Here is a 20,814-nt window from a genome sequence, read left to right on the forward strand (position 1 = left end):
TTGTAATCTTCAGTTTTCGGTCGTGTCGGTCGTCTCACTGTCCTCCGCGCTGTGGGGGTCTTCGGGCGGTTGAGTGGAGTGGCCCGGTTCCTCGCCGGGCGTCGTCGGCGTGTCGCCGCGGGCCAACGCGGTCTGGCCGGTTCGGGCGATTTCGATGATGCCGAACTGGCGGAAGGCGTCCACCGCGTCGTCGATTTTCTGCTGGTCGCCCGTTATCTGGACCGTGATGGTCCGCGGTCCGGCGTCGAGCGTTTGGCCCTCATACATCTGGGTGATGGCGTGCACCTCGTCGGGCCTGTCGCCGCGGACCTTCAGGAGCACCAACTCGGCGCGGACGGCCGGGTCGTCCACCTCGCCCACTTGAATGACTGGCTTGAGCTTCGCCAGTTGTTTCTCCACCTGGTCGATGCCGGATTCCGTCTCCTCGACCACGAGCGTGATTCGCGCGTGGCCGTCCACCGTCGTCGGGCCGACGGTCAGGCTCTCGATGTTGAACCGTCGCCGGGAGAACAGCCCGGAGACGCGCGAGAGGACGCCCGGTTCGTGTTCGACCAGCGCGGAGACGACGGCGGTTCGCCGTCGCGGTTCCGCCTCCGCTTCCGGGTCGATTCGGATGCCCTGTTCGTTCCGGCGACCGTCGGGATGCGGTCGGTCGTCGGGTGCGGTGCCGGGCATTCCTCCGGACGGGTTCTGCGCGGACTGGTCGTCAGTCGCGTCTTCCCCGCTCATAGTTGGTCCTCCGAGAGGGCGAATTTGCCGTTGGCACCGCCGCTCGGAACCATCGGATAGACGTTCGTGCCGGGGTCGACGTGGAAGTCGATGACCGACGGGCCGTCGTAGGCCAGCGCTTCCTCGATGGTGTCGGCCACCTCGTCGTAGTCGTCCACGGCGAAGCCCTTCGCGCCGAACGCTTCGGCCAGCTTGTCGAACTCGGGACACCAGTCGTACTCGGCGGCCATCCGCCGTCCCTCGAAGAAGGCGTCCTGCCACTGGCGAACCATCCCGATGTACTCGTTGTTCAGGATGACGACGGTGATGTCGAGGTTCTCCCGAACCGCCACGGAGAGTTCCTGCATCGTCATCTGGAAGGACCCGTCGCCGTCGATGCAGACGACCTGCTGGTCGTCGTCGGCCGCGAACCGAGCGCCGATTGCGGCGGGTAGACCGTAGCCCATCGTTCCCAGACCGTGACTGGACACCCACGTTCGCGGACTGCGGTACGTCCAGAACTGCGCGGCCCACATCTGGTGCTGGCCGACGCCGGTCGTGACGATGGCGTCGTCGTCCGTCGCCTCGTCCAGCGCCTCGACCACAAACTGCGGTTTCAGCGGTTCGTCTTCGGGCGTGTCGTAGGTCAGCGGGAACTCTTCCTTCCACGACGAGCACTGCTCGCGCCACGCGCCCCAGTCGTTCGTGTCCTCGGGCGACACTTCCGTATCGACTTGTTCGACGACCGTCCCCGCGTCGCCGATGAGCGGATAGTCCGCGTGGACGTTCTTCGAAATTTCGGCCGGGTCGATGTCGATGTGAACGACCTCCGCCTCGGGCGCGAAGGTGTCCACGCCGCCGGTCAATCGGTCGTCGAACCGGCAGCCGACGGCTATCAGCACGTCACAGTGCGTGATGGCCATGTTTGCGTAGCCGGTGCCGTGCATGCCCGCCCACGACAGACAGAGGTCGTGGTCCTCGGGCATCGACCCGATGGCGGGCATGGTCGTCACGACGGGAATGCCGTGCTCGGTGGCGAACTGCCGCGCCTCCTCGCACGCATCGCCCTTGACCACGCCGCCGCCGAACAGGAGCAACGGCTTCTCCGCGCCCTCGACGGCTCGCGCCGCGGCGGCGACGGCATCGGACTCCGCTTCCGTTTGCGGCGAGTAGGTGTCCGGCGTTTCCGTGCGGCCGGGGTCGGCGTCGGTCTCGGCGAGCGTCGCGTCCTTCGGCAGGTCCACGAGCGTCGGCCCGGGGCGGCCCGTCTCGGCGAGCGCGAACGCCTCGCCGACCATATCTCCGACCGTGTCCGCGTCGCCCGCGAAGTAGTTGTGCTTCGTGATGGGGGCCGTGACGCCCGTCGTGTCCGTCTCCTGGAAGGCGTCGGAGCCGACCATTCCGGAGGGGACTTGGCCCGTCAGGGCGACCATGGCGTCGGAGTCCATGTTGGCGTCGGCGATGCCGGTGACGAGGTTCGTCGCCCCCGGCCCGGACGTCGCCAGACAGATGCCCGGTTCGCCCTTGACGACGCCGTACGCATCCGCCGCGTGGGACGCGCCCTGTTCGTGGGCCATCGTCACGTGGTGGATGTCCGAGTCGAACAGCGCGTCGTAGACGGGCATGATGGCCCCGCCCTGCACGCCGAACATGGCTTCCACACCGGCGGCCTCCAGCGTCGAGACGAGCGACTGTGCGCCCGTTGTGGGTTCGTCCGCGGTCGGCTCAGTCGTCGCGTTCGGTTCGTTCGAATCGGCGACGGCCGATTCGGTCGGTTCCTCCGTGGGTTCCGTGGCGTTCGCTTCCCCCTCGTCCGCGTCGTGGGGAACGGGGTGGACCGTGCGTTCGCTCACGAATCCGCCACCTCGGTTCGGTCGGTGTTCGTCGGTCGATACTGGTCTGATTGCGGTCGTGTGCCTGTCATCGATATGCGCGTATGCGTCGTGCTGTTGGGTTGCGATTCGTTCCGGTTCGGTGGTGAGAAGAGGTGAGGGGTAGCTAGACCCCTACAATAATGCGTACGCGCTCCACGGCCGCAACGCTCGACGCTTGCGAACCGCGGGTCGAACGTCGTCGTGGCATCTGTGTTAACACCATTCGAGGTGCAACCGAAATAGCCCTTACGTGCCGGGCAATTCTTGCGCGGTCGGGGTGGCCGCGGCTCACGGTGGGTGGGAAAGCGGCGGAAGGCCATGGTTACGCGTTCGCCTCCTCGCTAGAATCGACGCCCAGTTCGCGGGCGAATCGTTGTACGTCGCTCACCGTCACGCGGTTTTTCTCCGCGCCGCGGTCTTTGACCCGGCGCGTAATCTGTCGGACCTCGGCGTCGGTCGGGGCGAACCCGGACTGACGGAGGTGTTTCCGTACCGCGTGGGTCCCGGTGTGTTTGCCGAGGACGAACTCGCGTCGCGCCCCGACCATCTCCGGTTTCATCACGCCCGTCTCGAACGTGTCGCTGTTCTCGATGACGCCCGCGGCGTGAATGCCGCTCTCGTGGGCGAACGCGTTCGCGCCCACGACCGGTTTGTTCACCGGAACGTCCACCGCGCTGTACTCCGCTATCGTGTCCGACAGCTCGGTGATGCGTTCCGTGTCGATTCCGGTATCGACGCCGTAGACGCTCTCGACGGCCATGACGACCTCCTCGAACGCCGCGTTTCCGGCGCGCTCGCCGATGCCGTTGACGCTGACTTGCACTTGGTCCGCGCCCGCCTCGACTCCGGCGATGGCGTTCGCGGTCGCCATGCCGAAGTCGTCGTGCGTGTGAACGTCGATGCGCGCGTCAGTGTGCTCTCGGACGTGGGACACCAAGTCGGCGAACCGACTCGGCGTGCCGACGCCGCAGGTGTCGGGGATGTTTATCCACTCGGCACCCGCCTCGCTGACGGCCTCGACGATTTCCGCCATGTAGTCGGGGTCCGTCCGCGTCGCGTCCATGGGCGAGAACATCGGAATCGCGCCCGCGTCGGCGACCCGTTCGACCGCTTTCACGGCACGGGCGGTCACGTCGTCGCGCGTCGTGTGCATCGAATCCTCTATCTGCACGTCGCTGGTCGATGCGAAGACGTGCACCATCTCCGCGCCGGTGTCCAGCGCGGTTTCCACGTCGCCGTCGACGATTCGTGCCAAGGCACAGGTCGTCGCGCGGGTGGACGCCGCGATGTCGTGGACGGCCTCGAACTCGGCGTCGCCGTTCGCCGGGAAGCCCGCCTCGATGACGTGGGTCCCCATCTCGTCCAGCGTCGCCGCGATGTCGCGTTTCTCGTCCGGCGTAAACGAGGTGCGCGGCGTCTGCTCCCCGTCGCGGAGCGTCGTGTCGAAAATTCGAACTGATTCAATCTCGTCGGTGTGGGCTAACGTGCCCTCGAAGAACTCGACCCCCCCTGTTAGGGGTCATGTCGTTGTGTGACATTGTACTCGGTTGAAGTGGCGACCTCCTATTTAAGCGTGGTGCTTAGACAGGTCGTTTCAAACGAACAGAATATCGAAAACCGCGAACGGTACGCCATAATCGCATGCCATCAACGGGGTAGTATGACCTTAAATACACTAAATTGGATGAGGGGTGATTTAATTCGGACAGGAGAGTTAGTTCGGCCGCTGCGCTTCGCCGCTACTCCAACTCCACAGCGATTTCGTTCCGGCGCATGAACGGCGGCGTCCACGGGTCGTCGTAGCGCAGGAGGAACGGGTCGCCCGTCGGCGTCAGGTTGTGCGCCGAGAGCGTGTCGAACAGCCGTCGTCGGTTATCGGCGACCCGCGCGTCCGTCGCGTACCACGAGAACGGGCGGACGGCGAGGGTTCGGGCTTCGATGGATTCGATGGTTACGGCCTCGTCTTCCGGTTCCGGCGCGCCCTCGGCGGTGTACTCGCCGGGGAGGAAGAACGCCATTTCCATCCTCCCGTCCGACGACTCGGACGCGACGGGTGCGGTCATGGCTATCTTCTCCCGTCCGGTCGAAACCGGCGCGGTCATCTCGATTTCGTCCCGCGAACGGTTGTTGCCCTGAATGTAGCGGAACAGCCGTTGGAAGGCTTCCCCCTGACTGTCCGCGGTCGTTTTGGCGACCACCGTATCGGGATACCGTCGAATCTCCACGCCATCGACGTGGAGGGCGGTCGTGTACGGCACTCGGTCGGTCGTCCGCCGGGTGTAGGCACCCCACCCGACCCACGCCGCACCGAGTGCGGCGGCGGTCCCGAGGGCGAGCGCGGCGGATTTCGTGATGTTTCGTGCCATCGTATCGCATACGACAGCGACCGGCAAGTAGCTACTCCCCCCGTCGTTGGGATTCGAACGGTGGGGTCGGGAGGCGGCGGTCGGCGGGGTCAGTCGCGCATCCCGGCACAACACGAATGGCGATGGGCGGCGTGAAGCCCGTATGAACATCGACCTGTACGACTCGCTGGACGGGCAGGTCGCGCTCGTCACGGGCGCGAACCGCGGCATCGGCGAGGAGATAGCGACGCGACTCGCCGAATTCGGCGCGACGGTGTACGCCGGGGCGCGGGACCCGGACGCCGTGACGGCACCCGACCAGCGGGCGGTCCGTCTCGACGTGACCGAGGAGGAGACGATTCGGGGTGCCGTCGGGACGATTGCGGACGAAGCGGGGCGACTCGACGTGCTGGTCAACAACGCCGCGACGTACGGCCCGACGGGAAAACTTGACTCGCTCGACAGCGAGACTATCGAGACGACGCTTCGGACGAACCTTCACGGACCGATGCTCGTCACGAAACACGCGCTGTCGCTGCTGACTGTCCGCGATGGCGGCCGCGTCGTCACCCTTTCGAGCGGGTCCGGACAGTTCGACGGCGGCATCGACACCGGTCACCTCCCCTACGGCGTCTCGAAGGCGGGCGTCAACGCGTTCACCGACGCGCTTTCGACGCAGTACCCGAACCTCCTAGTCAACGCCGTCTGTCCCGGATGGGTGCGGACTGATATGGGTGGGTCCGGCGCGCCTCGGAGCGTCGAGAAAGGGGCCGAAACGCCGGTGTGGTTGGCGCGCTTCGAACCCGGAAACCCCAGCGGGAAACTGTGGCGGGACCGGAGCGTCATCGAGTGGTAGTGCGTCATCGAGTGGTTGTTGCGGTCGGTCGAGCGCGAGTGCTAGACACTCTCTCGGTTGCACAACGATTATTATATTAGCCAAAATACGTGATGATACACCCGGACCGACTCCGAGTGATCATCATGACCATTACCACCCAATCGCGCCCGATGCGCTCCGTTCTCTTCGAGAGCGGGGTGTCCGCGGTTGGGATTTCCGCGTGGAAGGGCCGGTATGGCTCTCCCAAAGGGAATCGTTCCCGCGGACGCGACGGGTGGTATGGTGTCGCCGATGGTCACCTTCGGTCCACACCCACGCTCGTCGCGTAAGGCGGACGCCGCTGCCAGCGACGGCGGGTGCTTTCTTCGATTTCACCGAATCGAGAGAGACCCCGTTCCGCGTGGGTTCGAGCCGCCATCGGCTCGGTTCACCTTCGTTTTCGTCCCGGCATCGGCGTTCGTTTTCGTGACGGCGTAGTGTCGGGTGTCATACAACTCACGGGCGTCGTGGCCGGAACGGGCACGCGTCCGCGAGCGTCCACGCCGTGGTTCGTCCTCGGACGAATCCCGTGAGAGGCGTCGCTGTCGAACGGTTCGAGTCGCCGTCGGCCGCACCGTCGCGCCTCGTCCCCGTTCCACCGCTCCTGTCGGGTAGTGGTCTACCCCACGCCGCGGCCCATCGGTTTCGATGGGTCGCGGATGACGACGCGTTCGAATCGCGCGGGAGCAGTATGCCACAGGCACTCCATGCAGTGACGGTCACTGCCGAAGTCACGGTGTTGGTCCCGCGAGGAACAGACGGCACCCTCACGATGGCGGCACGGGACGCGCTCGCGGCGATCGACCGGGTTCGGGACGTTCACGATGTCGCACACGCCGGATTCCGCCCCCGAGCCACGGACATCGAAGTCGATGTCGTCGCGGAACTGACGGTCGGCGAGGCGCGCGACCGTGAGGCCGTCGCGGGCGCTCTCCGGGAGGGGTTCGGCGTTCGAGCGGTCACCGTGACCGCGGTCGAAAAGGGACGGTAGACGGTCAGTGGAGTTCGACGACGCCGTAACCGCGGACGACGACGGTGTAACCGCCGTACTCGAACTCGACGCTCGTCGCGGTCGATGAGCGGCCGTCGTAGGTGGGTTCGAAGAAATCGTCCAGCGCGTCGGGGTCGATACGCTCGTAGAGGGGAACGATGTCCGTCAGACTCACGTCGTCCTGTTCTGAGATGGCGCGGATGACCGTCTCACTCACCCGCTCTCCCTCTCGGACGGTGAACTCTCGCGGCGGTTCGTTCGTCGGTACCGTCGGTTGTGGGGGAGCCAGTTGGTTTCCCGGAGACATAGTTCGGCTACTGTTTGGTGGCAACGACGGCATATAAAAACCTCACGAAATGAATTGGGGAATAATATATAAACTATATATTTTCGAAGTTGGAGTGACAGGACTGTTTCCCGATAGCTCAGAAAACCCACTATTTTGCATAGATATATACCGCATAGAATCGCCAAGATTAGTATGGAATCGGGATTAACCGACGAAGATTTCAGACAAATCAAACGATTCGCACAGACACCGCGCCACGAGCGAACGCCCGACCTCCTCTGTGACGTCGAGTCGCGGGAGTCGGAAACCGAAACGGAAGACGGACGGGACCAGAACCGAGAAGCGTAACGGAACGGAAAATCCCCGACCGAAACCGGGGGACTACCCTTTACTCGCCCGGCTCGCCGGGTCGTCGGTCTCGGCTTCGATGGGTGCTCGAATGAGGTTACCCCACTCGGTCCACGACCCGTCGTAGTTGCGCACGTCCTCGAAGCCCAGCAGTTCGTGGAGCGTAAACCACGTTATCGAGGAGCGCTCGCCGATACGACAGTAGGTGACGACGCCGCTGTCGCCCGTGATGTCGTACTCTTCGTACATCGCTTCGAGTTCCTCGCGGTCCTTGAACGTCCCGTCGTCGTTCAGGTTCTCGCTCCACGTGATGTTCGTCGCGCCGGGGATGTGACCCGCCCGCTGGGCGGTTTCAGGGCTTCCCTCCGGGGCGATTTTTTCGCCGCGGTATTCGGCTTCCGACCGAACGTCGACGAGCGGCAGGTCGAGTTCTATCGCGTCCTCGACCCCTTCGCGGTAGATTCGAAGGTGGTCGAACGGGCCACCGGCCTCGTAGTCCGTCTCGGGGTACGTCGGTTCCTCGTCGCTCGTCGGATAGTCGTTTTCGAGCCAGTACTCCCGACCGCCGTCGAGCAGGTACACGTCGTCGTGGCCGTAGTATTTGAACTGCCAGTACGTGTAAGCCGCCCACTGGTTCGATTCGTCGCCGTAGAGGACGACCGTGCTGTCGTCGGCGATGCCTCGTTCGCCCATCATCTCGGCGAAATCGTCCTTCTTCAGGATGTCGCGCTGGAACGAATCCTGTAGGTGCGGACCCCACCGAAACCCGATAGCGCCGGGGATGTGCGTCTCGGCGTAGGATTCGTCGTAGTCGATGTCCGCCTCCACGAGACGGTAGTCCGGGTCGTCGCTCCCGAACTCGTCGAGGTGCTCTTCGACCCACTCGGCCGTGACGAGAACGTCGTCCCGCGCGGTCTCTGACATACGTCCGGACCGTCTCCTTATTTCCACTTAGGAATAACGGGCACGTTACTGCGCGATGGTACGTTCGACGCGTGGGCGGCTAGCCGATGACGTTCCGCGGTATCCACGTTCCGCGGTCGGTCCGCTCCATCGGGAGCACGGGGTCGCCGCCGCGGAGTTGCGGCCGAATCCAGTCGTGCGTTTCCACGGTTCCGTTCCGGACTTCCGTCCCGTCGTCCGCGACGGGCGTGATTCCCACGTCCCGAATCGCGTCCACCGCGACCGTTCCTTCGAACTCCCGGATGCCCTCGAACGCGATGAACCGGCCGGTGTCGCCGCCCCACGTCAGTCCGACCGCGGCGAGCGCGCCGATAACGCCGTCGCCGGTGCCGCCGTACTCGTCGAGAAAGAGTCCGACCTCCTCGGCCAGCGCGTACGCGTCGGCTTTCTCCAGCACGTCGTTCTGCGCCGATTCGCCGAATCGACGAACCGCATCGGTGACGTCCGCTCGGAACGCCACGCACAGTCCGGGGTCGGCGTTCGGAGCCTGCACGCTTTCGAGATAGTCACCGGTGAGCGCCGCCGCGCCCTTGACCGACGGTTCGGCGGAACAGTCGAAGACGAGACACGCCGCGCTGTTGTGGGTCGTGTACGGGACGCGCGGGTCCACCAGCAGTTGTTGTCGAACGCTCCCGTACAGTTCGATGCCGTCGATTTCGTCGGCCAGTCGGGTCGCCAATCGCCGACTGACTTTCCCGGTGCCGAGTTCGCTGTCGAGGTCGTCGGTGTCGTCGATGGCGACCAGCAGTTGCATGGTCGTCCATCACACCCGGGTTCCTAACGATTATGGGTTCGCGGTGAGTTCGTTGTACCGATGGAGAAACAACGGTCGCGACGGCGGTTTTTGCGGCGGACGCTCCCCGGCACGCTCGGCGTGTCGCTGCTCGCGGGGTGTTCCGGGTCGAAGGGAACGGACACGACGACCTCGACCGACGCGGATAGCTCGAAAGGAACGACCACGACGAGCGACTCCGGGTCGGAAGACGCAGGCGGCGGCACGCGGACCGTGACGGACGCCGCCGGACGGGACGTGACCGTTCCGGCGAGCGTCGAGCGCGTCGTCGGGTTGGGGCCGGGTGCGCTCCGGTTCATCACGTATCTGGGCGCGACGGACCGCGTGGTCGGCGTCGAGCGACTGGAGACGAAGAACGAAAAGCGTCCGTTCAGGCCGTACGTTCTCGCCCGTCCCGAACTCCAGGAGCTCCCGTCCGTCGGGTCCCGGAAGAGTCCCGACCCGGAGTTGCTCCTCGAACGCGACCCGGACCTCGTCGTTCGGGCCTACGCGAGCGCGAAAAAGGCCGACGGCCTGCAGAACAAACTCGACACGCCGGTCGTCAGCATCAATCCGGGCGATTTGAACGACGCCCTCCGCCCCGACTTCTACGACTCGCTCCGACTCGTCGGCGAGGTGCTGAACGAGAAGAAACGCGCGGACGAACTCGTCTCGTACACGAAAGAGACGATTTCGGACCTGAACGGGCGGACGGCGGGCGTTTCGAACCCGCCGAAAACCTACGTCGGCTATCTCGGCCGCGGAAAACACGGCTTGCTGTACACGCAACCGGAGTACCCGCCGTTTTCCTTCGTCGGGACGAACAACGTCGCGCGCGACGTGACGGACGGGTTGAAGAAAAAGAAGGGTGCACCGCGCGTCACCATCGACGCGGAACAACTCATCAAGTGGGACCCCGAGTACGTCTTCGTGGATTTGGGGACCGAATCCTACGACGACCTCTCGAAATCGGAGTACGAATCCATCGCTGCCGTCGAGGAGGGCAACGTGTTCGGCGTCTTCCCGACGCGCGATTACTCCATCAACTTCGGGACGGCGCTGGCTGACGCCTACGCCGTCGGGACGGCCTGTTTCCCCGACCAGTTCGGCGACATCGACCCGGCGAAGAAGGCGGACGCCATCTACGAGCGGTTCGTCGGCGAGCCGGTGTACGACGAAGCGGCGGCGGCGTACGGCGACGGATTCGGTCGGATGAACGGCGGACAGGGAGGAACCGGTACGAGATGGAAGAATCGATCGAACCGGCGGTCCTCTCCCGGTACCGCAAACGGACGCGGAGAAAGCTCGCGTTCATCGTCGGCCTCGGCGTCGCGCTCGTCGTCGTGGCCGGGTACGCGCTCGTCTCCGGCCCGATTTCGGTGCCGCTCTCGGAACTGCCGTCGATACTCCTCGGGCGGTCGTCGGGCGTCCACGCGACCGTCATCTGGAACATCCGACTGCCGCGAATCGTCGCCGCGGTCGGCGCGGGCCTCGGCCTCGCCATCGCGGGTGCGGTCCTCCAGAGCGTGCTCCGGAATCCGTTGGCCTCGCCGTACACCCTCGGCATCTCGCAGGCGGCGTCGTTCGGCGCGGCGTTCGCCATCATCGTCCTCGGAACCGGAGCGGTGCGGGACAGCGGGACCACGGTGCTCCTGCACAATCCCTACACGACGACGGTCTGTGCGTTCCTCGCTTCGCTCGGGTCCACGGGGTTCGTCCTCGCCGTGGCGAAGTACAAGCGGGCGTCCGCCGAAACCCTGCTCCTGACCGGCATCGCGCTCGCGTCGCTGTTCACGGCCGGAACGACCGCGATGCAGTATTTCGCCACGAACGTCCAACTCGCCACGCTCGTCTTCTGGAAGTTCGGCGACGTGGGAAGCGCGACGTGGAAATCGAACGCCTTCCTCTGGCTTTGCGTCGTCCTCGCCACGCTCTACTTCGTGCGGAACGCGTGGGAGTACAACCTGCTCGACGCGGGCGACGAAACCGCTCGAAGCCTCGGCGTCAACGTCGAACGAACGCGCCTGTCCGGGATGGTGGTCGCGTCGTTCCTGACGGCCGTCGTCGTCTCGCTGTTCGGCATCATCGGCTTCGTCGGTCTCGTGGTACCGCACATCGTCCGGCGACTCGTCGGCGGCGACGAGCGATTCCTGATTCCCGCGTCCTGTCTCGGCGGGGGTGCCCTCCTCCTCGCGTCCGATACGGCGGCCCGGACGCTCCTCTCGCCCATCGTCCTGCCCGTCGGCATCATCACGTCCTTCATCGGCGTCCCGCTCTTCGTCTACCTCATCGTCAACGGGAGAGACCACTGGTGAGCATCGAACTTGACGGACTGGCGGTCGGGTACGACGGGACGCCCGTCCTCGAAGACGTGACGCTCGGCGTCGAACCGGGCGAGGTGCTCGCCGTCCTCGGCCCGAACGGCGTCGGCAAGAGCACGCTTCTCAGGACGATTCTCGGCCTGCAGTCGCCGATTCGCGGGAGCGTCGCGCTCGACGGCGACTCGCTTTCCGACCTCTCCCGCGACGAAATCGCGCGGCGCGTCGGCTACGTGCCACAGCAGGAATCCACGACCGTCCCGTCCACCGTGTTCGACGCGGTGTTGATGGGGAGAAAGCCGTACCTCGATTGGCGGCCGACGGAGGAGGACAAGCGGCGCGTCGCGGCGGTGCTCGACTCGCTCGACATCACCGAGTTGGCGATGCGGAACCTCCACGAACTCAGCGGCGGGCAGCGCCAGAAGGTCATGCTCGGCCGCGCGCTCGCGCAAGACCCGTCGTCGCTCGTCCTCGACGAACCGACGAGCGACCTGGACATCCGCCACGAACTCGACGTGCTCGAACTCGTCCGGCGGACGAGTCGGGAGGGCAACGCCGTCGTCTACGCCATGCACGACATCAACCTCGCCGCGCGGTACGCGGACCGGTTCCTGTTGGTCGCCGACGGCGAAGTCGTCGCTCTCGGCGATGGGTCCGTGCTGACGCCGGAACACGTCGAACGCGTGTTCGACGTTCCGGTTCGACTGGTCGAGGACGAAACCCCGATTCTCGTTCCCGAACGCGGCCGGGACTGACTCTTTTTCGCCGATTGCCCGACTTCCCGCGCTCAGTCCGTCCCCTCGAACCGGAGCACGTCGATGTTACTTCCGGTGTCGGGGTCGCGCTCGGCGACGACCGAAAGCGTCTCCCGAGCGAGGGTTTCGGTGTCGTCCAGGCTCGCCTCCGCGTCGGCGTCTTCGAGGCGGCCGTACGCGACGGACGCGCCGCTCCCGAGCGCGGTGGCGTCGGACGCCAACACGAGACCGTCGCTTCCGATTTCGCGGAGGGCCGCGTTGCCGTCGGAGTCAGTCCCCGCGACCAGTCCATCGACGCCGATTTCGCCCGCGAGGTCGGCCGCCGTTCGCGCGATTCGGTCGATGTGAACGGGTTCGTCGCGTTCGAGGCGGTCCCCCCGAAGCTCGGAGTCGAAGCGTCGGTCGAACTCCTCGATGGCTCCGACGTCCCCCGCGACCGCGGCGGCGGCGTCGTCGTAGTCGAACACCCGTCGAACAGCGTCGGAGCGAACCGTGCCGCCGACGGTCGCTCGCCGGTCGCCCGCGAGAACGGCCCCGTCGTCGCATCTGATTCCAAGTACGGTTGCCATGGGGGAGCAACGCGACGGAGCGAAAAGAGGGTTATCGCCGTCCGGCCCGACTTACGCTCGGACGGCCGAGTGGCGACGGGTCCGGTAGACGCTCATCGACGCGATGGAGAGCGAGATGACGAGCGCGACGATGGCGCTGATGACGAACAAGGGGTAGTAGCCCGTCACCTCCGCCAATCCGGCGAACAGCACCGGCCCGGCGGCGCGACCGAGGAACGTCGTGCTGTTGCGCAGGCTCAAGGCCCCGCCGCGAAGTCCGGTCGACACGAGGTCGCTGATGGCGGCATCGACGGCGGGCATGGAGAGGCCGAGGCCAGCGCCCAACACGAGCATCGTCGCCGCGATGAAGACGGGCGAGGGGGCCAGCCACGCGCCGAACAGTCCGACCGCGTAGCAGGCGAATCCGGCGGCGATGAGGCCGTAGTTCGAGGTGTACCGGGCGAACCAGCCGTTCTTCGCGGAGACGACCACCGAGGAAATTTCCGCGACGGACAACACGAGTCCGATGGCGAACGCCGACATGCCGAAATCGCCCGCGAGGAGGAACGGCAGAATCGTGAGCACCGTGCCGAACAGCAGGAGTTCGGTCATGCACGCCGCGCCGTAGCAGACGAGCGCGTCGGGGCCGCTCAGGACGCTCGCGGCGCGGCGGAGGTACGCGAAACCCTTCGAATCGCGTTCGTGGTCCGGCTCTTCGAGGTGTCGAACCGCGTAGAGCGCGAGCGGCAGGCCGAGCAGGTAGGCGACGTACGGCACGTTCCACGAGACGGTGGCGAGCGCCCCGCCGACGATGGGGAAGAGTCCGGCCCCCGCGGAGAGGACCGCGTTGTTCATCCCGAGGACGGTGTTCCGTTGGGTGCCCTCGAACGAATCCCCGATGAGCGTGACGGTGGTGATGAAGATGCCCGCCGCGGCGGTGCCGCCGATGGTCCTGAGCACCATCACGGCCTCGTAACTCGGCGCGACGGCGATGGCGCCGCCCGAGAGGCTGAAGGCGACGAGGCCCCAGATGAGGACGGCTCGCCGTCCGATTCGGTCGGCGAGCATGCCGATGAACGGCGACAGGAAGATACCCGTCAGGAAGTACGTGCTGATGAGCAGGCTCGCTTGCGCGTCGGTGATGCCGAAGGCGTCGCGGAACGCGGGGAGCGTCGGGCTGATGAGCGGCACGCCGAGCGGCGCGAGGAGCGTGGCCGCGAGCACGATCTGCACCGTCGGCAGTTGCCACGGCGACGTCGATTTCTCGTTCTCCTCCCGATTCCCCGGTGTGGATGGCTGTGACGATGGCATGGTCCCCTATCCCGTGGTGCGTGCTACCACACTATCTGAGACGCCGCGGAGGAAGTTAGCCACATCCCTTCCTTCCTGTGGCCTGTCGTGTCCCGTTCGTGTCTCGCCCGTGTCCGGCCATCAATCGACGTAGGTGCTGACCAACTTCGCTTCGATTCGCTGGAGGCGTTCGCTGACGGTGCCGGTCGTGAGGCCGAGTTCGTCCGCGAGTTCCCGATGGGTCGTCTCCCGCGGCACCTCGTAGTAGCCTTCCCGGACGGCGAGGTCGAACAACGTCTCCTGTCGCTCCGTGAGGATGGACGACAGCTTTCCCGTGTCGGGTTCGTACTCGCCCATCCGTTCGAGTCGGAGGGAGATTCCCTCGGGAATCTCCGCAGCCGCGCGGCGAATCGCCTCGCTGGTCCCCAGGACCGTGAGTTGTAGGCCGCGCTCGCTGTCCGTGTCGATGTACCGCATCGGCCAGTCGAGGACGATCTGCTGCTCGCGCAGGATGGTCAGGAGGTCGTCCACTAATCCAGTGGTTTGACAGTGGAGGTAGAGGACGCCACGGTCGCTCTCGCCCACGATATCGTATTCGACCGTTTCCGGCGAGTCGGCCAACAGCGCGCGCGCCACGTCGAGGTCGCCGTGCAGTTCGACGAACTCGACGTACCGGCCTTCGTACACCGGGCCGACGTACTGAATCGTTTCGATAGCCACGTCGTTCGTTCCCATCAGGAGGTCGTCGACGGGGTGGACGCTCACGTCCTCCCCCCACGTCAGGACGATGGTCGCGTACCGCATGTCGAGGTCGTAGTGCCCGACGGTATTTAAACACCCCTAGGATGATGGGAAACAGACATAGACGGCCGGGACGACAACTATCGGGTAAGGATGAGTAGCGACACACCCCCCGCAACCGGAGAGACGCCGCCCGGACCGGACGGACTGCCGATAGTCGGAACCCGACTCGAATTTATCCGCGACCCGTTCGGCTTCATAACCAGAACCGCCAGCGAGTACGGTGACATCGCTCACTGGGAGGAACTCGACGGGCCGATGTATCAGCTCAACCACCCGGACTACATCGAGCAGGTCCTCGTCCAGAACAACCAGAACTACATCAAGGGCGAGGGCTTCCAACACATCCTCGGTCCCGTCCTCGGAAACGGTATCCTGAACAGCGAGGGTGCGGTGTGGCGGCGGAACCGCCACCTCATCCAGCCCGCGTTCCACCCCAAGGAGATACAGCGGTACTCGGAGATGATGACGGATTTCACCGAGGAGGCGCTCGAAACGTGGGAGGACGGTGAGACCCGACTCGTCCACGAGGACATGATGGAAGTGACGCTCAAAATCGTCGCTCGGGCGCTGTTCGGCGTCGATATCGAAGACGAGGTGGACACCATCGGGTCGGCGCTGGAGGAGTTCATGCTCGGCACCGAAAACCTCGCCAACTTCATTCTGCCGCCGAAGATTCCCACGCCGTCGCGGATGCGCATCAAGGACGCGCGGGAGAAACTCGATGGCGTCGTCTACCGGATGATTCGGGAGCGGCGCAACGACCCGGACGGCGAGGGCGTCATCTCGACTCTCCTCTCGGCCACCGACGAGCACGAAAACCCCATGAGCGACGAGCAGATTCGGGACGAGGTTGTCACGCTCCTCCTCGCCGGGCACGAGACGACGGCGCTCTCGCTGACGCTCACGATGTACGCCCTCGCCCAGTACCCCGAAGTGGAAACAAAACTCGTCGCCGAACTGGACGAGGTGCTCGACGGCGAGACGCCGACGATGGAAGACGTCTCCGAGCTGACCTACACCGAACAGGTCGTCAAGGAGTCCATGCGCCTGTACCCGCCGGTGCCGGGCATCGTCCGCGAAGCGACCAAACCCGACATCATCGGCGGCTACGAGATTCCGGCGGGCGCGACGGTGCAGATGAACCAGTGGGTGGTCCACCGCGACCCGCGCTGGTACGACGATCCGCTCGCCTTCCGCCCGGAGCGCTGGACCGACGAGTTCGAGAAGTCGCTCCCGAAACTCGCGTACTTCCCGTTCGCCGCGGGACCGCGGCGCTGTATCGGCGACCGCTTCGCCATGCTCGAAGCGCGCCTCCTGCTCGCCACCATCTACCAGCAGTTCCACATCGAACTCGCGCCCGAGGCCGAACTGGACCTGATGGCGACCATCACCGCCCGCCCGAAGAAGGAGATTCCGATGACGGTCCACCGCCGCTCGGACTGAGGACGGGGGTCGAGCGGGACGGACCTTCCAGACAGTTCAGCGAAATTGGAAAACGTACATGACCGTTCGCGTCGATTTTATTGCTATGACGTGGAAACCGGACAGGGGATTGCAGGTTCGGATGGTCGCCACGATGGGACTCATCGTCTGCTTCGCGGTCGCCATCCCGGTCACGGTCTGGTTCATCGCCACGCAAACCGCTCGGTTCGTCGCGCTGTTCACGGGGACGACGATGACCGTCGTTCTCGTCATGGGCGGGTTGGCAGGCGGATTGAGCGCGCTCGGATTCTACTGCATCGAGCGCTACGCGAACAGCGACCTGACGGACTACTCGGACGACGAGGACGCCGACCCGGTAGTCGCGGACGTTCCGGCGAACGTCGAGTCGCGCGCGACCAAAATCGCCAGCCAGCTGTCGGTGCCGCGGCCGGACATCGAGTGCCGAAGCTCGAACGTCCCGACGGCCTACACGACAGGCTATTCGCCCGAGAGCGCGACCATCGTCGTGACCACGGCGCTGCTCGATGCGCTCTCGCCCGACGAACTCGAAGCCGTCTTGGCACACGAGTTCGCCCACGTCCGTCACCGGGATTTCCTCGTCGTCACCCTCGCGTCGGTTCCCCTGCGAATCGCGTTGCGGGTGCGCCGATACGCCGACAAACACTGGGCGCTGGACGCGGAGCGGGGTGCCCACCCGCTCGTCGGGCTGTTTTTCGCCGCCTCGTTCGCACTCTCGGCCGCGTTCAGTTTCGTCGGGCGGCTCCTCCTCGCGCTCCTGTCGCGGTACCGCGAACTCGCGGCCGACCGGGGCGCGGTTCGAATCACCGGGAATCCGGGGTCGCTCGCGTCGGCGCTCCGAACGCTGTACGACGCGACGGCCGCGCGACCCCCGACGGACATGCGGGACGCCTACGACATCCCGCCGGAGCGCGCCATCGTCCCGCTCTCAATCGCGACCGACGCGGAGGCGGCGGCGTCGGGGTCCGCCGACTCGCCGTGGCTGGCGACGCATCCGCCGCTCGAAACGCGCCTCGAACGACTGCACGCCGCGGCGGACGGGTTCGAAGCCGGGAGGTCGGAGAACTGATGTACCGCGGCGTGCGACGGGAGACGTGACGATGCACGACGGGACACCACGGGCGACGTTCGACGCACAACTCGTCGCCGACGACGTTGCCTTCGACGAGCGGGACGTCCGCCTGCTCCGCGCCATCGACGAACACGGATCGATCAACGCGGCGGCAACCGCACTCGGCCGGTCGTACGCCCACGCACAGCGTCGAATCGTGACCTTGGAGGAGGGTTTCGGACCGCTCGTCCGCCGGGAACGCGGCGGGTCGTCCGGCGGTGGTAGCACGTTGACCGACGGAGCGCGCCGACTTCTCCAGCGGTTTCGGCGACTCACGGCGGAGTCCTCGGGGCTCGCCGAGGTGGACGAGACGGTGCTCACCGGAACCGTCACCGAGCGGGACGGCGAGTTCGGCCTCGTGGAAACCGACGTGGGAGTCGTCCGGGCGCTCGTTCCGGCGGACACCGACGCGGTGGAGGTCTGTATCCGCTCGGACGTGGTGACGCTGTACAGTTCGAACGCCGCGCCGACCGGCGACGCGACGAGCGCAAGAAACCAGTTTTCGGGGACGGTTCGGTCGGTCGAGGAGGGGGAGCGAATCGCCCGCGTCGCGGTCAACGTGGGCGGCGAGACGCCGTTACGGGCACTCGTCACGACCACGAGCGTCGAGCGGTTGGGGTTGGAATCTGGTGCGGACGTCGTCGCCTCGTTCAAGGCGACGGCGACGCGGGCGGTTCCGTCGCGGGCGGAATCCGACCCGTGAACTCAGTTACCGTCCACGATGTCGAAACACAGGTCCGCGAGCCGTTTCGAGGACTGTTCCCACGAATAGCGCTCCGCGACCGCCCTGCCTTGGGTCGCGAGGCGGGTCCGTAACTCGGCCGAATCGACGGCCGTCGCTATCGCGTCGGCGATGGCGTCCGGGGACTCCGGGGGGACGAGCAGGGCGGTTTCGCGGTCGATGGCGTACTCCGTGACGCCATCGACGGTCGTGGTGATGACGGGGGTGCCACACGCCATCGCCTCCATGTTGACCATGCCGAAGCTCTCGTAGTGGGAGGGCGAACACACCACGTCCGCGGCGGTGTAGTAGCCGGGGAGGTCGTCGTGCGGCACCGACCCGACGATGGTAACGGACGACTCCAACCCGTGCCGTTCGACGCTCCGTTCCACCGCCTCGCGGTCGCCGCGGCCGACGATGGACAGGTGTACGTCCTCGGTCCCCGCGCCGCGTCCCGCCGCGAGAGCGTCGATGAGGTCGAAGAGGCCCTTGGACTCCACGAACCGGCCGACGAACAACACCGACGGCGCGTCTCGCTCGAAGACGGGCGGCGCGTCGGGGTGGAACAGGTCGGTATCGACGCCGGGATAGACGATGCCATCCGGTTCGTGTCCCAACTCCTCGACGAACTCCGCGCTCGTCTGCACCGAATTCACTATCGAGTAGCTGTCGGACAGCAACCCGTGTGCGGTCGTTCCCAAGCCGGTTCGCTCGAAGCCGTGGAAGACACGAACCACCGGCACGTCGAGGAGATTCGAGAGGACGAGGTCGTCCAGATAGTTGTGGGTCACGAGCACGTCCAGCGTCTCGTTCATGTGCCGTATCGTCCCGTCGCGTATCGCGCCGAGGAGGGGAACGAGCGTCTCCGCGAGTCCGGGAAGCACGCGCGACGAGAGCGAATCGAGCGCGCCCGCCACCGACAGCGGGACGATTTCGGCGTCCGTCGTGCGCATCTTCGGCGTCAACTCACCGTTCTCCGTGTAGAGGTAGGCCGACTGGTGGGCGGACAGCGCGTCCAGGAGTTCCTGAACGTACATCACGACGCCGCCCGCGTCCCTCGTTCCGGCCTTCCGGTAGTACATGCCGATGCTCAACTCTTCCGCTCGCTCGTCCACCCGCCAACGTACGTCGCCGCTGTCGTGTTCCGTTTGCGGGGTTTCGACGCCGCGTTGGTGCAGTCGATTACCACTGCTCATTTACCTGCTCGACGGGTTAATTGCACTTTGTTATGCGTCGTTGGAACGACGTTCCCGCCGGAGTTCACACCCCGAGACGTTTCCGTTCGGGCGCGATGGCTCGTCGTGATTTCGTCAATGGCCGCGTTCCGCACCGGTACGTCCCCCCTACGCGGCGAAAAATACGTCCCCCGGTGTTCGGTTCGTTCTCAACGGATGCCGAACAGCAACCGACGAAGACGATGGAAGTCGAAACAGTAGCGACGACCGTTGTAGGTGAAACAGTAGTCCGCCGAATCGGGCGCGGCGGCGGAGGCCGACGCGTGGTTCATCGTCGGGTCGCTCGGTTTGGCCTTTTTGTTTTTCTTGGCCTTCTTGGCCTTATTCTGCTTCTTCGTTTTCTTGGCTTTCTCGGCCTTCTTCCCGTTCTTCTCGCTCTGTTTCGCCTGTTCGGTCGTCTTCGCCTGCTTTCCCTTCCGTTTCTTCGGCGAACTGCTGCCGGTCGAGGTCGAACCGGTCGCGGCGTCTTTCGCGGTCGTGGGTGCACCCGTCGGCGCTTCGTGCGAGGGGTTACCGCCGACGTTCGTCGTCTCGACGTTGCCGATGAGGCTGCCCTTGACCTGCGAGTTCTTCACTTTGAACGTGGTGTGCGCCGCGACGAGCGCCGAGGCCGCACCGTTCGTGTTCGAGTCAGTGCAGTCGATGTCGCAGTTTTCGAACGTCACCACGTCGCTTTCCGACCCGTAGCCGTCGTAGACGCCGCGGGAGTTCACGACGCCGCCGTTTATCGGGTGGAGCGGGACGTCGTTCGTGTTGTAGATGACGGTGTTTTTCACCGTCGTGCCGTCCGTCGCGATGCGGAGGTGGCTGATGTTGTTGTTCTTCATGAGACAGCGGTCGAACGCCAGCGTTCCGCCGCCGCCGCTCGATTTCGCCGCGCCACCCGCGTAAATCGCGTTGCCGGTCCAGCCGTTCATCGTGACTTCGGTGATGTCGATGTGTCCCGCGAAGGACTTCGGAATCCCGATGGCGCCCTTGCGAACCATGTCGCCCGAAACGCCGTCACCGAGGTAGACGTGCTCGATGGTTCCGGTACCCGACGCCGTGATGAGGTTGGGATAGCCGCCGAGGTTCTTTCCCGGCGAGTGGGGGCCGCTCGTGTCGGCCTCGCCGGTGACCCCGACGTTGCGAATCGTCCAGTCGGAGCCGCTCGCGACGATGCGAACGTCCGCGCCCGACGCGCTGATGTCGATGAGCTTGTTCTCGAACGTCTCGCCGCTGCCGACGGTGAACTGCTTCGCCGTGTTCGCGGGAATCGTGATCGTTTCGTACTCTTTTGCCGCCGTGACGCCGGTCGCCATACCCGTACCAGCCGCGGCAACCGCAGCCGCACCGGTCAACTTCAGATACGAACGACGGTCGACGGAATCGCTATCCGCACGACTATCGTCTGCTGTCGTACTG

General features: G+C 65.4%; 19 protein-coding genes and 2 pseudogenes. 9 read left to right on the top strand and 12 right to left on the bottom strand.

The features are described from left to right. Window positions 1–9: 9 nt before the first annotated feature. From ilvN to B208_RS0115880, 4 genes and pseudogenes are all read right to left on the bottom strand, one after another. On the bottom strand, window positions 10–729 hold the full coding sequence (ilvN, locus tag B208_RS0115865; RefSeq protein ID WP_007981719.1) for an acetolactate synthase small subunit: 720 nt from the start codon (window positions 727–729) through the stop codon (window positions 10–12). Continuing rightward, the gene (gene ilvB, locus B208_RS0115870) at window positions 726–2,561 is read right to left on the bottom strand and encodes a biosynthetic-type acetolactate synthase large subunit (protein ID WP_007981717.1); all 1,836 of its coding nucleotides are present in this window, start codon (window positions 2,559–2,561) and stop codon (window positions 726–728) included. The genes ilvN and ilvB overlap by 4 nt, the downstream gene beginning before the upstream one ends. A 343-nt stretch (window positions 2,562–2,904) precedes the next feature. Then, window positions 2,905–4,086, bottom strand: a pseudogene (locus B208_RS0115875) (LeuA family protein); the annotation flags it as partial. A gap of 235 nt (window positions 4,087–4,321) precedes the next feature. After that, window positions 4,322–4,948 carry an SOUL family heme-binding protein gene (locus B208_RS0115880; protein WP_007981713.1) on the bottom strand — a complete coding sequence of 209 codons (627 nt, stop codon included), beginning with the start codon at window positions 4,946–4,948 and terminating at the stop codon, window positions 4,322–4,324. 142 nt (window positions 4,949–5,090) lie between these two features. Between B208_RS0115880 and B208_RS0115885 the strand changes: the two genes are divergently transcribed. Continuing rightward, window positions 5,091–5,783, top strand: coding sequence for an SDR family NAD(P)-dependent oxidoreductase (locus B208_RS0115885; RefSeq protein WP_007981711.1), 693 nt, complete (start codon window positions 5,091–5,093; stop codon window positions 5,781–5,783). Window positions 5,784–6,333: 550 nt separating this feature from the next. Continuing rightward, window positions 6,334–6,795: a hypothetical protein gene (locus B208_RS0115900; RefSeq protein WP_007981705.1), complete on the top strand. Its 462-nt coding sequence runs from the start codon at window positions 6,334–6,336 to the stop codon at window positions 6,793–6,795. A 4-nt stretch (window positions 6,796–6,799) separates the two neighbouring features. Here B208_RS0115900 and B208_RS0115905 read toward each other — a convergent pair whose 3' ends face one another. After that, the gene (locus tag B208_RS0115905) at window positions 6,800–7,102 is read right to left on the bottom strand and encodes a HalOD1 output domain-containing protein (protein WP_007981703.1); all 303 of its coding nucleotides are present in this window, start codon (window positions 7,100–7,102) and stop codon (window positions 6,800–6,802) included. 174 nt (window positions 7,103–7,276) lie between these two features. Here B208_RS0115905 and B208_RS24450 point away from each other — a divergent pair, with 174 nt between their 5' ends. Then, on the top strand, window positions 7,277–7,432 hold the full coding sequence (locus tag B208_RS24450) for a hypothetical protein (protein WP_007981701.1): 156 nt from the start codon (window positions 7,277–7,279) through the stop codon (window positions 7,430–7,432). A 33-nt stretch (window positions 7,433–7,465) separates the two neighbouring features. Here the strand turns inward: B208_RS24450 and B208_RS0115915 are convergent, their stop codons facing one another. Both B208_RS0115915 and B208_RS0115920 read right to left on the bottom strand, forming a co-directional pair. Beyond that, on the bottom strand, window positions 7,466–8,356 hold the full coding sequence (locus B208_RS0115915; RefSeq protein ID WP_007981700.1) for a sulfurtransferase: 891 nt from the start codon (window positions 8,354–8,356) through the stop codon (window positions 7,466–7,468). 79 nt (window positions 8,357–8,435) lie between these two features. After that, window positions 8,436–9,149 (bottom strand): hypothetical protein, encoded by a 714-nt coding sequence (locus B208_RS0115920; protein ID WP_007981698.1) that lies wholly within the window; start codon window positions 9,147–9,149, stop codon window positions 8,436–8,438. Window positions 9,150–9,209: 60 nt separating this feature from the next. On the opposite strand from B208_RS0115920, the pseudogene B208_RS24755 reads away from it, so the two are divergent. The 3 genes and pseudogenes from B208_RS24755 to B208_RS0115935 form a co-directional block, all read left to right on the top strand. Beyond that, a pseudogene (locus B208_RS24755) lies at window positions 9,210–10,169 on the top strand (ABC transporter substrate-binding protein); the annotation flags it as partial. A gap of 242 nt (window positions 10,170–10,411) precedes the next feature. Continuing rightward, entirely contained in the window at window positions 10,412–11,482 is a 1,071-nt protein-coding gene (locus tag B208_RS0115930; protein ID WP_026177887.1) for a FecCD family ABC transporter permease, read from the top strand. Continuing rightward, a complete protein-coding gene (locus B208_RS0115935) occupies window positions 11,479–12,240 on the top strand; it encodes an ABC transporter ATP-binding protein (protein ID WP_007981692.1) in 762 nt (253 codons plus the stop codon). The genes B208_RS0115930 and B208_RS0115935 overlap by 4 nt, the downstream gene beginning before the upstream one ends. A 32-nt stretch (window positions 12,241–12,272) precedes the next feature. Here B208_RS0115935 and B208_RS0115940 read toward each other — a convergent pair whose 3' ends face one another. From B208_RS0115940 to B208_RS0115950, 3 genes are all read right to left on the bottom strand, one after another. Continuing rightward, on the bottom strand, window positions 12,273–12,809 hold the full coding sequence (locus tag B208_RS0115940; RefSeq protein WP_007981690.1) for an Ntn hydrolase family protein: 537 nt from the start codon (window positions 12,807–12,809) through the stop codon (window positions 12,273–12,275). A 51-nt stretch (window positions 12,810–12,860) separates the two neighbouring features. Further along, window positions 12,861–14,099, bottom strand: a complete 1,239-nt coding sequence (locus tag B208_RS0115945; RefSeq protein WP_232423821.1) for an MFS transporter — start codon at window positions 14,097–14,099, stop codon at window positions 12,861–12,863. Window positions 14,100–14,219: 120 nt separating this feature from the next. Continuing rightward, window positions 14,220–14,882: a helix-turn-helix domain-containing protein gene (locus B208_RS0115950; RefSeq protein ID WP_007981685.1), complete on the bottom strand. Its 663-nt coding sequence runs from the start codon at window positions 14,880–14,882 to the stop codon at window positions 14,220–14,222. Window positions 14,883–14,972: 90 nt separating this feature from the next. Here B208_RS0115950 and B208_RS0115955 point away from each other — a divergent pair, with 90 nt between their 5' ends. The 3 genes from B208_RS0115955 (at window position 14,973) to B208_RS0115965 (ending at window position 18,157) form a co-directional block, all read left to right on the top strand. Beyond that, window positions 14,973–16,325 carry a cytochrome P450 gene (locus B208_RS0115955; RefSeq protein WP_007981684.1) on the top strand — a complete coding sequence of 451 codons (1,353 nt, stop codon included), beginning with the start codon at window positions 14,973–14,975 and terminating at the stop codon, window positions 16,323–16,325. 85 nt (window positions 16,326–16,410) lie between these two features. Continuing rightward, a complete protein-coding gene (locus tag B208_RS0115960; protein WP_018128972.1) occupies window positions 16,411–17,412 on the top strand; it encodes a M48 family metalloprotease in 1,002 nt (333 codons plus the stop codon). A 31-nt stretch (window positions 17,413–17,443) separates the two neighbouring features. Continuing rightward, complete coding sequence (locus tag B208_RS0115965) at window positions 17,444–18,157, top strand: TOBE domain-containing protein (RefSeq protein WP_007981682.1); 714 nt, start codon at window positions 17,444–17,446, stop codon at window positions 18,155–18,157. Window positions 18,158–18,159: 2 nt separating this feature from the next. Here B208_RS0115965 and B208_RS0115970 read toward each other — a convergent pair whose 3' ends face one another. Together B208_RS0115970 and B208_RS0115975 are read right to left on the bottom strand one after the other, a co-directional pair. Continuing rightward, the gene (locus tag B208_RS0115970) at window positions 18,160–19,371 is read right to left on the bottom strand and encodes a glycosyltransferase family 4 protein (RefSeq protein ID WP_007981681.1); all 1,212 of its coding nucleotides are present in this window, start codon (window positions 19,369–19,371) and stop codon (window positions 18,160–18,162) included. Between the two features lie 188 nt (window positions 19,372–19,559). Beyond that, on the bottom strand, window positions 19,560–20,711 hold the full coding sequence (locus B208_RS0115975; RefSeq protein WP_007981680.1) for a hypothetical protein: 1,152 nt from the start codon (window positions 20,709–20,711) through the stop codon (window positions 19,560–19,562). Between the last annotated feature and the right edge of the window lie 103 nt (window positions 20,712–20,814).

It is taken from the genome of Haladaptatus paucihalophilus DX253, assembly GCF_000376445.1.
GTDB classification, from domain to species: Archaea; Halobacteriota; Halobacteria; order Halobacteriales; family Haladaptataceae; genus Haladaptatus; species Haladaptatus paucihalophilus.